Origin of the sequence: Flavobacterium sp., assembly GCF_036405015.1 — a bacterium.
Lineage (GTDB): Bacteria > Bacteroidota > Bacteroidia > Flavobacteriales > Flavobacteriaceae > Flavobacterium.
The window spans coordinates 1-8,898 of record NZ_DASWYK010000148.1 but is presented as its reverse complement, the minus strand read 5'-3'; the positions used below and the strand labels follow the sequence as shown (position 1 = coordinate 8,898).

At 32.7% G+C, this 8,898-nt stretch carries 11 protein-coding genes; 1 reads left to right on the top strand and 10 read right to left on the bottom strand.

The window, feature by feature from the left end; translation table 11 throughout:
* Nucleotides 1–134 precede the first annotated feature (134 nt).
* The 8 genes from VGE71_RS11515 to VGE71_RS11480 form a co-directional block, all read right to left on the bottom strand.
* Nucleotides 135–1,205 (bottom strand): YbjQ family protein, encoded by a 1,071-nt coding sequence (locus VGE71_RS11515; RefSeq protein WP_331138460.1) that lies wholly within the window; start codon nucleotides 1,203–1,205, stop codon nucleotides 135–137.
* A gap of 50 nt (nucleotides 1,206–1,255) precedes the next feature.
* Nucleotides 1,256–1,606, bottom strand: a complete 351-nt coding sequence (locus tag VGE71_RS11510) for a hypothetical protein (RefSeq protein ID WP_331138459.1) — start codon at nucleotides 1,604–1,606, stop codon at nucleotides 1,256–1,258.
* A complete protein-coding gene (locus VGE71_RS11505; protein WP_331138458.1) occupies nucleotides 1,603–2,091 on the bottom strand; it encodes a hypothetical protein in 489 nt (162 codons plus the stop codon). The genes VGE71_RS11510 and VGE71_RS11505 overlap by 4 nt, the downstream gene beginning before the upstream one ends.
* 174 nt (nucleotides 2,092–2,265) lie before the next feature.
* Nucleotides 2,266–3,045, bottom strand: a complete 780-nt coding sequence (locus VGE71_RS11500; RefSeq protein ID WP_331138457.1) for an abortive infection family protein — start codon at nucleotides 3,043–3,045, stop codon at nucleotides 2,266–2,268.
* Between the two features lie 52 nt (nucleotides 3,046–3,097).
* Nucleotides 3,098–4,648, bottom strand: coding sequence for an RNA-directed DNA polymerase (locus VGE71_RS11495; protein ID WP_331138456.1), 1,551 nt, complete (start codon nucleotides 4,646–4,648; stop codon nucleotides 3,098–3,100).
* Nucleotides 4,649–5,389: 741 nt separating this feature from the next.
* The gene (locus VGE71_RS11490) at nucleotides 5,390–5,545 is read right to left on the bottom strand and encodes a hypothetical protein (protein WP_331138455.1); all 156 of its coding nucleotides are present in this window, start codon (nucleotides 5,543–5,545) and stop codon (nucleotides 5,390–5,392) included.
* A 15-nt stretch (nucleotides 5,546–5,560) separates the two neighbouring features.
* Entirely contained in the window at nucleotides 5,561–6,001 is a 441-nt protein-coding gene (locus tag VGE71_RS11485) for a hypothetical protein (RefSeq protein WP_331138454.1), read from the bottom strand.
* Nucleotides 6,002–6,003: 2 nt separating this feature from the next.
* Nucleotides 6,004–6,408, bottom strand: a complete 405-nt coding sequence (locus VGE71_RS11480; RefSeq protein WP_331138453.1) for a hypothetical protein — start codon at nucleotides 6,406–6,408, stop codon at nucleotides 6,004–6,006.
* Nucleotides 6,409–6,493: 85 nt separating this feature from the next.
* On the opposite strand from VGE71_RS11480, the gene VGE71_RS23305 reads away from it, so the two are divergent.
* Nucleotides 6,494–6,733, top strand: a complete 240-nt coding sequence (locus VGE71_RS23305) for a helix-turn-helix domain-containing protein (protein ID WP_414656174.1) — start codon at nucleotides 6,494–6,496, stop codon at nucleotides 6,731–6,733.
* An 82-nt stretch (nucleotides 6,734–6,815) separates the two neighbouring features.
* Here the strand turns inward: VGE71_RS23305 and VGE71_RS11475 are convergent, their stop codons facing one another.
* Both VGE71_RS11475 and VGE71_RS11470 read right to left on the bottom strand, forming a co-directional pair.
* Nucleotides 6,816–6,953 carry a hypothetical protein gene (locus tag VGE71_RS11475; protein WP_331138452.1) on the bottom strand — a complete coding sequence of 46 codons (138 nt, stop codon included), beginning with the start codon at nucleotides 6,951–6,953 and terminating at the stop codon, nucleotides 6,816–6,818.
* Nucleotides 6,954–7,749: 796 nt separating this feature from the next.
* Nucleotides 7,750–8,898, bottom strand: a 1,149-nt coding sequence (locus tag VGE71_RS11470) for a hypothetical protein (RefSeq protein WP_331138451.1), incomplete at its 5' end; no start/stop codon positions are given.

The window sequence follows — 8,898 nt, the reverse complement described above, 5'->3', positions numbered from 1 at the left end:
ACGATTGGCGGGTTTGAGAAATTGCGAGATTACTTTCAGAACCTCTTTCGCACCGCAATGGAATGAACAATTAACGAATGAATTAGCGTAAACCACCGTCAGACATTTTTTGCAAATTTGCTGTTATGTGTTTGTTATTCTATTAATTCAGTAATCAGCTGTGTTTTTTCCTCTAAATGTTTTACAACTTGTTCGGGATTTAATTCTCCTTTTTCAAAACCATAAATATCTTTGAAGCAACTTCCACAGTAACTTCCGAGATCGTTCTCTCTATTGCACTCGCAAGTCCAAATTTGTCTTTCTTTAGAAGATAGGAGCTGTTTTTTTGAACTAATTTTACCCCGTTCACTAAACTCTGAGTCTATTACTGAAATAAGTTTTGTAAGCTCTTGGATATCATTTTGATTGTAATACTGTTTTTCAAAAGTCAACAACATTAACCCTCTTTTTTTGAAGATTAGATTCTCTGATTTAATCAATTCCATAGTTTTCAGAAAATCTAATAAATAGAGGTCTTTTACGATACCTATTAATACTTTTCCTAATGTAATATTCTCTTCTTTTCCAAGACTATCATATAGAAGCTTCTTCTTAGTAACTTCATCAAAAGACTCAACATACTCCAAAAAACTATCTCTAAATTCTTTTAAAGTCGGCATAGAATTTTCGACTTCAAACTGTAATTTGGAAATTACAAAAGGATATACCTCTATGATCTGATTAACAGTTATTAAATTCCAAACATCGTCTGTAATCTTTAGCGTATTATCTTTAGCTTGTGCTAAAACTTTCTTTTTGTTATTTAGATTCTTAATTTGTTCGGAACTAATTTCATGTGGGAGCTCGTCTTTTAGCAAAGTCATGTCTTCTAAAATTACAGCAGTTCCAATTGCAGAAACCATAAACATAGATTTCCCTTTTCCAGAAATTTCGTCTAGGTCGATATGTAAACCAATTATGCAATTAGCGCCTATTTCGACAGCATTTTTCTTTAAATTTTCTACCGCTTCGTCATAAAGCGAAGTTAACTGCTTTTGGTACGTTGACGACCGACCTCCGATTATGTCTGTAATTCCGCCAAAAAAGTCACTAAAGAAATTAGTTCCCGCAACGAGATGAGATGATATTGGTTTTAAATATTTTTGAATTTTCAAGCCTTCGACTGTCGAAGTAGTAACGGCGAGTACATTTTTGGTTTTTTTCATTTCATATTTTTTTTTGATTATAATGACGCATACTGTTTTGCTAAACCCTGTTAGTGGCTGAGCTTTTTACTATTAATTATTTCTATCCTTGCACCAATTTCATCTTCGGTCAAACTGCCAATTTCCGTTATGTCGAATTCAATTACTGGAATTTTTAATTTATCTGCACTTTCTAACTCAAATTTAACCCATTCCGAGTTCAAACTACTTTGAGATTTTATTAAAAAAAATAGTTCAGTTCTTTTTAATTCTTCAACTATTCTTCCTTGTTTATCATTTGAATTATTATCAATTAGGTCAATAAATATTTTACCGAACGAACTTATTTTGTTTGAAAAGCTAATAAGTGAATTTATCGTTACCTCATTATTGCGTGTAGTATAGCTAACAAATATGTTCATTTGATTAGTCGAGTTAAAAATAAGATATATGCGATAGAGTTTAGTCCAACTACAAACATATAAAGTCTAACCGATGGATTTGTTAAAGATCTTTTAATTCTGTTTCTACTCGTTCTATTGCTCTCCAATGTAAAGTCATCTTTCCTTTTTTCAGTTACAATTAGGGTTTCTCTATTCCTTTTTTTTATTTGACCAAAATGCATATCCATTTTTTCCCTTAGTTTTTCTTGATAGAAATAGGTAAAGCTGTCTAAAAACCAAAAAGTCAAAGCAAGTAAATAGATTGTAATAAATAGAGAAGCATCAAGTTTGTCATTAGCCAATTTTATCAACGAGGGTACTGCGATACCAACTAAAATGAAAAATACTTTCTTTAACTCTAAACTCGTAGTCGAAAAGTTCAGTGTCGCAGTATGCAACTGGTCAATTATCTTCCAATCGATTTCATCTTCAAGTGATTTCTTATATTCTTTCATGTCTGCCATTTTTTTTGTGTCGGTGTGATATTAACCTTCCACTAACGTTTTTGAGGTTTAAGAGGTTCGGTCTTACTTTTATAACTCTATCAGCCGGCAATAAATTTTTTTAATAGAAACTAATGCAGTGAGCGCACTTCCCCGCATTTTTTTAAACCTGTTAGTAGCGATTCTGGCTTGTTTCTAAAACGGTAGTTCCTCATCTTCTATAACTATTGTTGGTTTTGGAAACTTCGTTCTGTAATAAGAATTTAAAAATAGACCTACTGTTGCCACTGAATTGACTATAAAGAAAGTATAAATAGTATCACTGATTAGGTAGTCGTCGCTTGTCTTACCGTGAAAGTTGGTCTTTTCACTCCTAAGTTTTTCTATTGTTTGGTTTATTGTTAAAAGTGAACTTGCAATTGTTTTAATTTCTTTCGGATGGTCATCATTTGTTAAGTTAAACACTTTTAAAATTATTGAAGTTAATTTATAAAGAGTTTCTCCGCCACTTAGTCTACTCGCAATCCTCTCGTCCTTTAAAATTTCTTTTATAATACTTTCAAGTGCCGAATTCGCAAGTCCAACAGCCGTACTTGGGTCGGTCTCAATTTGCCTGTATGCTTTTGTAAAAGTATCGTACGCTGTTTTATAGTCGGATTTTAATTCATTTTTGAAAGTTGGAATAGATGGTATGAAGTCAGGTGTATCTACACCTAAATCAATAGCAATTTTAAGTAAGTCTGAGCCACACATATTATGTAGCGTTGAGGTTAAATCAATTTCTTGATTCTGCTTTTCAACTATTGTGAAATTTTCCCAATAGTTGTCATTAAAACCTTGTGGTTCGAAATTGTTCTGATGCCATTTACTAATATAAATTCGAACCTGTTTATATGATTTGTATTCAGCCCATATTGCACTTTCAACAGAACCTACAAGTTGCATTTGATATTTGGGTGAAATTAAATCGTCCATATTTATAATAATTCTATTCTTCCATTTGTTGAGTAGCCATTATTGGCTGTCTTTATTCAGTAATCTCGTTTTTAAATATCGCTAAATGTTCCAATAGCAAAATATTTTTTGATGGTTTCTTAATCGTGTCAAATAACTTTATGTTAGTTGGAATTGGTTTGAAAAACTCTACTCTATTGTTTTTTAGACTTTTTATTAATTCAGAATTAATCTTTTTCGGAAATACTATTGTAGATAAACCTAATGATTTCACAAAATAAACCAGCCACAATAAGTCGTATTGATTGTCATCAGTATTTTTTAACTTCTCATTTAGTAAATTTTCAATAATAGAACTAATTTTGGATATAGTTTTTGCTTTCCCCGCGTTTTGTTTAATTATCTGTTCAATGATCCCAAGAATTTGTGGAAATGATTTATTTCTGCGCTCTTTCAGCATTAATAATAGACTGATTGCTTTCAACAAATCCTTTTCTTTAAAATTGAATTTGAGTTCGTTGTTTGTTTTATAAAGTTCAGATAAAAAACGGTCAACAATGCCAGTTCCCTCAAATTTCTTATCAACTTTTAGTGTACCACGAAACGAATTTTCAAAACGTTTGTAACCTAACCTCTTTTTGTATCTCAAAGAATATGGCTGAAATTCTGCGGTCCATTCTCTAAATAACCCTTCTGGAAGTTCGTTCACTTGAGATTTACCTTCATTGAGAGTCAGGTTGAATAATGCCATTTGCTTCTGCAAAGTCTTTATGATGAAGTTTGCATCCTGTTTGGATTGGCACAAAAAACGATAATCGTCTTTAAAGCGAACACCAATAAAATCAATTCCTTTTGCAGTTACTATTTTTGAACATTCGGTATCAACTGCAATTAATATAATTTCTGAAATTAGGTCTGAGATTGCAGGTCCAATTGCAATGCCGTTTGTACAACCGTCATTTGAATTTTGAAAAAGTTTGTCTAGAACCAGACCGACATAATCGTTGTATTTGTTTCTGTTTCCCCTTTTTCTAATTAGTTCTTTTGTATGAATAGCCCAAGCGATGCTGTGTGTATATATCGAAGGATAAAAATTTTTTATGTCAGATTTTAAAATATATTTATAGTTATATGCTTCTGCAACTAAATCATTTTCCGCCATTTCTAAATACTCATAAATCATTCTTCCTACTCTTAAACTGCCCAGTTCGCCTTCGCTTTTAGAAGTTATAGGAATAGGAAAACTGTATGAGTTAATCTTGTTACTTGTTCTAAATAGGGATTTCAAAATATTTCCCCAATTGGCTATCAAGTACCAAACTATGTCGTGATAAATTTTTGGAGCGATTATGCCAAAAGTTCTGTCGGTTAGCTCCGTCTTTGGGAACGAAACATTCATCAGTTCTGCCTTTTCGGGTTCAAATTTTGGTTGCCCTGGATCGCTGTTGTCAATCGGGAAATATGGGTTTGGTTGTAAATCAAACTGTTTAACCTTAAAACTTGGTGGAACGACATATTGCTCTGGATAGTAGCCTTCTTCCAAAAGCCATTTCGCAATTTTCGCTTTAGAAACTTTTTTAAGTAGCCTTTTCGTTTCTACTGTATGTTTTTGGGGTAAATTCACTTTGTTTCTTTAAATTTCAATTTTGATTTTCAGTTTTCCTATTCGATAAAGTTTGTTTTTTAAGAATAAACCTTGTAAGATATTAAAACGTATTCAAATAAGTTGGTTTGTCTAATATAACCTTTGTTAACTATAAACGAAAAATATTTTCGTAGAATACTAATTATTTATAGCGCAAATAATGCGAGACGCATGCGAGTGGAGAGAAAGTTCTTGTTGTAGGAGTTCGTAGAACGGGCAACAAGATATGTTTTTTCAACACAAGGCTTTTGGCGTGTGTTATTGTCTCAATAACCATGACAAAAGCCGTAGCTTTCTCGATTCAGCAGGCGAGCATACTAAATATGCGTTTAGATTTGTTGGTTATAAGCTGAAATGAGTAATTCACGAATGTAAGCTGATGTTCAACAAATATAAAGGAAGCATATATGAGCAAACCGGAGAACTTGGCATATAGAATGACAAATTGCGGAACGTAGTGGAGTAGTGAAGTTGATGTGTCTGAAAGACTAATCAACGCAACGAATTTGGCGTTCTATGTGCGTTCGTAGCTTTTGCGAATGCCTTATTACCTAATCGGGTTTGCACAGGCTCCACCTATGAAACACAGAACCAAAAACTCTTTGCACTAGCCTTTATAAAAACAGAAGAACATTTCTTCAACCACTTAAGAACGAACAAATCTTACCTTTCCTTCGGTAAAGACCAAAGAGGGAGAGGTAAGATTTGAGAGAGTTTTTATTAATCCTTAGCTTTTGTACTTTCGATAACAATCCCTAAAAAGAGAAGAACTCCTAAAACAACAAAAATAAGGATTCCATTTCCTCCTGAGAATATCGTCACTATTATCAAAAAGACAACAGCGAGTAAAGCATAAAGTTGTGTGGTTTTGCTCATGGTTTAAAATTTTGATTAATGTAAGTTATTAATAACTTGTTCCTGAACGCCCGACACTATTGCCCCACGAACTTGCATGAGTTTTTTAAAGCTTTGCTTATCCCTAGAATTTTTAAGTGCTTTTTTATAGGCTTCTGAACGGTCTGTGATAAAGTACGATTCGTCAAAGGCAGAAGTAAAAAAAACATGGTTAAGCCTATCAAATTGCAGAAATTCGTTTTTTCTATTGCCATCTGAAACCCTTGATTTAAAAGCTATATATTCTGTATAAGCCAAATCTTGGTTTTTACTTAGCACTTTATTGTCTCGTTTATATGTGCCGTACCACGCATCTAAATTATCATCAGTAAAACTAATTGTTTTATCATAAGCTTTGAAGCTTAAAATCTTAGTCTGTTGACAAACCGCTACATTATAGCAGAGTATCGAAACTATAAGTATTAAAAATTTTTTCATCTCTAAATTTTGGTGCAAAAGTATCTTATAAGGTATGTTTTGTTTTTGTGTACTTCGAATATCGTACGCGTTGGATAATTAGCTTGCCAGACTTCTGAAGTTGATTCTGTTCCAGGAACGGTAACTATATATTTAATTTTATTTACTCCAACTACGGCTTTGCTAATTATCTTAAAAACAAAAACATTGTCATCTATTGAAAGAATCATGTTTGAGGGTTGGAGTTCCAAAGTATTGACTCTATCTAACCAAACTTCCGTTGATATTTCTCTTTCCTTGCCAGAGGATAAAACTTCCCTCTCTGTTTGTGAGCCAAGTCTAAATCTTTGAATTTGTTGAGCTAATATTTCGTTATTTACTGTAAACGCTAAGGATATAGCGCAAATTAATAGGGTTTTCTGTAGCATAAGTTTAGTTTGATTTAGTAAAAGTAATAATTACTTAGTTATTACTAAGTAAAGGATGCATTTTCTTTTCAGTCCTTAGTATCTGATGAATAAGCCTTTGAAATCGGATATAGAGCTCTTCGTGATTGAAAAGGTTAAAGAGAAAAGAGAGCAGTTTAATCTCTCGCAATCTGAACTTGCAGTCAAATTAGACGTCTCAAATGGTTTTATTGGACAAGTGGAAAGCACTAAATATCCAGCAAAATATAATCTTAATCATCTAAATAAATTATCAAAGATTTTCGATTGCTCTCCTAAAGAGTTTCTGCCTGAAAAATATTATTGACCTCCTTTAAATTGCAAAAGGTCAATAATAGATTCTTGATTAAAATTTGAATTTTTAAAAGGTAATTACCAGACTGATAAGCTTATTCATTCAAATGACAGTAGATAATATCTGAAACCAAATTCTTCAGTTTCCACCAAGCACCTACAGGAGTAAATACTGTAAAATCATCTGAATAGAAATCCTGACGTTGGAAGTGTAATCCTTTTTTAGCGACCAAATCAACAAACTCGTTGATTTCTCACGCAGTAAAAACCTTACGGTTGCAATTTGTCCGTCATCCTTATAGGTTGAGTTTGGAACATCCTTTTTAAAATATTCCAGTCCTCCGGGATATTTAGATTCCAATAATTTTAGAGGTACAATAAAGTGATAGGATTCAAAGAAAATCATAGTTTAAAAATTTAAAATGTTTGTAAATGGAAAAGTCCTGGTTGATAAACCAAGACTTTGAAATGTTTTAGGGTTAAATGAAAAATTGGATTTTTATAAAAAAGGCAAGTGTCAACAGCTAACTTGCCACACCCAGTTTTCGACTGTACCAATGCATTATAAGCAGTTGGTTGGGTTAAAATATGATTGGATTATAAAGCTTAGGTTGAAAAACCAATGATTTTAAAGTGTGTTAAAATCGAAAAATTACAGGTCGGTCAATGAGTTTACGGTTCGATTCACACGTTATTCGTGTTAAAAATTGGTTGTTTTTTTGAGATTAGCCGGTTTGGATTTTTAAAAATTCAAATTGTAGGCACTTGGTGTATAATAATAAGTGTAAGGAAACCATTTTCCAATTCAAGGAAAAGGCGGGGTTTTTGGTGGAGAGTCGGTGTCCGGCGACCACAGGGGTATGTTTGTTTTTTGACTTTTTAGAAAAATATAAAATTTTAAAATTCAATTTTATTCAGACACTGATTTTGAAATATCTTTACTTTAACCCCCTTGTTAAAAACACTGTCTGAAAATCAGTATCCTCAGACAGTATTTTAAAAAGAATAATTTCAATATTTAATAAAAATTTAGTTTCTGAACTTTGGCATTTCTAAAGAATTCAAACAGTTATTTATTCTGTAATGCTTTATTTCTCTTCCATCTTCGGTATAACCGACTGTTGTTCTTGTTACGCTAAACCACTCTTTTAATTGCGTTAAAGTTGGGCTTAAGATTACATTATGCCTCTTAAACAGATAGTTTAAAATAGAAATAATTTTTTGAGTGGAAAATGTCCTGCCGGATTTGAATATCGACAATAAGGATAACTGTAAGTGTAAAAAACTGGGACTTTTTTCTATCTGTATTTTGTTATAGAGTGCGCTTATTTTAACAGGGCTATATCCAAGTTCCCTAATCTTTTCAATCCCAATTTCCCTGTAGTACCTGTATTTTAAACCATGAGTAGATATGAATTTATTAAATTCGTGATTTACGTGTAAGGTATAGCGTATTTCAGATTGCTCTTCGAAATGCTTATGGATTGTCTCACAAACATATTGCATTACTCTTTTTTCTGAAATCCCTTTTTCTAAATCCTTAATGTCTCCATCCTCTAAATTGTATCTTTCTTTTATATGGTTAATTTTGAATCGTTCCGTTTCGGCGTATGCCTGTTCCAGTTTTGCAGAAGATTTATAATATCCATTGACTTGATTGGCGTGTATCTCGTTGTCAATCATGAAATGACTGATTAAATTTGTATATGGGTCAATAAAGCGACTAAAACTGATTAGTTTCAATGCTTCATCATAAGCATGATATGCACCCGGTTGATTGGTAGTATCCCTTAACTGCTTGATTGTGAAATAAGCTTGGTTGGAACCATCAAGGAACGCTCTGATTTCAGCCTCTGTTTTATTAGTTAGACTAGCTTCCCAATTTGTAATATGGGCAATATGGTTTACTCCTTTTCTTGCTCTTCCGATAATCTGTATAATGTCTGTATTCGGGTCTAACGCTGAATGCTTTGCTGTTTTAACGTCACTCAAAATTAAAACGTTAGGCTTAACGTCAAGAATCATGTCAAAAGCAGTGAAAAACCTGCTGGTAAAAAAGTTGAATTTTTTAAGCTTTTCCTTATCCCAATTCTCGAAAGCAAACTCTCCCTTTTCGGTGGCTCTTAATTTATCGACACTTTCGCTTCCACAAAACACTGCTGATTCCTCTTTGATATT

What these genes read in the sequence shown, in the direction of transcription:
- VGE71_RS11505 (WP_331138458.1), bottom strand. Translation starts at nt 2,091, where the DNA reads ATGGCAGACATGAAAGAATATAAGAAATCACTTGAAGATGAAATCGAT.
- VGE71_RS11480 (WP_331138453.1), bottom strand. Translation starts at nt 6,408, where the DNA reads ATGCTACAGAAAACCCTATTAATTTGCGCTATATCCTTAGCGTTTACA.
- VGE71_RS11515 (WP_331138460.1), bottom strand. Translation starts at nt 1,205, where the DNA reads ATGAAAAAAACCAAAAATGTACTCGCCGTTACTACTTCGACAGTCGAA.
- VGE71_RS23305 (WP_414656174.1), top strand. Translation starts at nt 6,494, where the DNA reads ATGAATAAGCCTTTGAAATCGGATATAGAGCTCTTCGTGATTGAAAAG.
- VGE71_RS11510 (WP_331138459.1), bottom strand. Translation starts at nt 1,606, where the DNA reads ATGAACATATTTGTTAGCTATACTACACGCAATAATGAGGTAACGATA.
- VGE71_RS11485 (WP_331138454.1), bottom strand. Translation starts at nt 6,001, where the DNA reads ATGAAAAAATTTTTAATACTTATAGTTTCGATACTCTGCTATAATGTA.
- VGE71_RS11490 (WP_331138455.1), bottom strand. Translation starts at nt 5,545, where the DNA reads ATGAGCAAAACCACACAACTTTATGCTTTACTCGCTGTTGTCTTTTTG.
- VGE71_RS11500 (WP_331138457.1), bottom strand. Translation starts at nt 3,045, where the DNA reads ATGGACGATTTAATTTCACCCAAATATCAAATGCAACTTGTAGGTTCT.